The organism is Shewanella sp. 10N.286.51.B2 (assembly GCF_041469265.1).
Lineage (GTDB): Bacteria > Pseudomonadota > Gammaproteobacteria > Enterobacterales > Shewanellaceae > Shewanella.
Window position 1 is genome coordinate 1 of record NZ_JBFRKH010000142.1, and the last position, 1,014, is coordinate 1,014.

The 1,014-nt window shown below is 37.6% G+C and carries 1 protein-coding gene; it reads right to left on the reverse strand.

Annotation, left to right across the window (positions count from 1 at the left end):
• Positions 1-284 precede the first annotated feature (284 nt).
• Entirely contained in the window at positions 285-890 is a 606-nt protein-coding gene (locus AB4140_RS19780; RefSeq protein ID WP_372002349.1) for a hypothetical protein, read from the reverse strand.
• Between the last annotated feature and the right edge of the window lie 124 nt (positions 891-1,014).

Below are 1,014 nucleotides of genomic sequence, written 5' to 3' on the forward strand. Positions count from 1 at the left end.
GATTTTAAGGGAGGGTTACAAACCCAAACATCACCTACGGCCGCTATGGGAAGGATATGCAGGCTAGGGCATTACTCAAATACATTGAGCGACTTGAATATGATATTTGATGAACGGGTGTGTTTGTTCGAAAGTGATAGAGGAGTGTGTAGCTCATTTATGCCCCATTGCAAGTTTCAGCACCTTGGAAAATCTATAAGCAAAACAACTTTATTCGCCTCATGATCCCACAGGGCGGATACGTTCATTCAAAAAGAGAATTTTCATAAAGTTCTTTATTTGCCTTAGTGCGTACTGAAAAACTCGCTTAAATAGTTTCGAACAGAATTTTTCAAAGGCCTCAATTTGGTTAGGTTATTTCTCAACCACAACAGTTTTTTGAAGAGTTCGGATTCACTTGATGTCAATACTTGTGGTTGGTGGGCCATTATCAAGCGCAACAAATTGTATTGGTTAACTCTTAATGCGGCGTACCAAATTGGAGAGTAACGAAAACCTCTGAAGGATACTCTCTCAAAGTCAACCATACCCAAGTTACCATCTTCATCAACAATAAAATCACGTAATGGCATAGCATGACGGGAAACACCACTTGCATTTAATTCATGCACTAACCTTCTTAATTGATAAACCTGTGATTCAGACAGTGTCTCAGGCCGTTTTCCGCTTAGTCTCGACATGACAATTTGTAGTAAATCGTCATCACATTCAGAAACTTGTGGGAAGCCCTTCTTTCCGAGTAGAAGATTGAGTGCTCTCTTTTCTCTTGTATACCGTTGTTTTGAGTTACGACCTTTCTTGAAGGTTTTTATAACAACATCATCATGAATTTCAACACGCATTTTTAACGTTTCGTAAACTCCATCAATTACCATTTTACTTGATGACAAAACAGGCCTCCCAAAACAAGAAAATATCAACTGACTTAAAGATTACTAAATTATAAATTCAGTTAATAATCTCTTAAGTAGGATCTAGTCCTCTTTATTGAGTTTGTAGTGGCATAGTTAATTT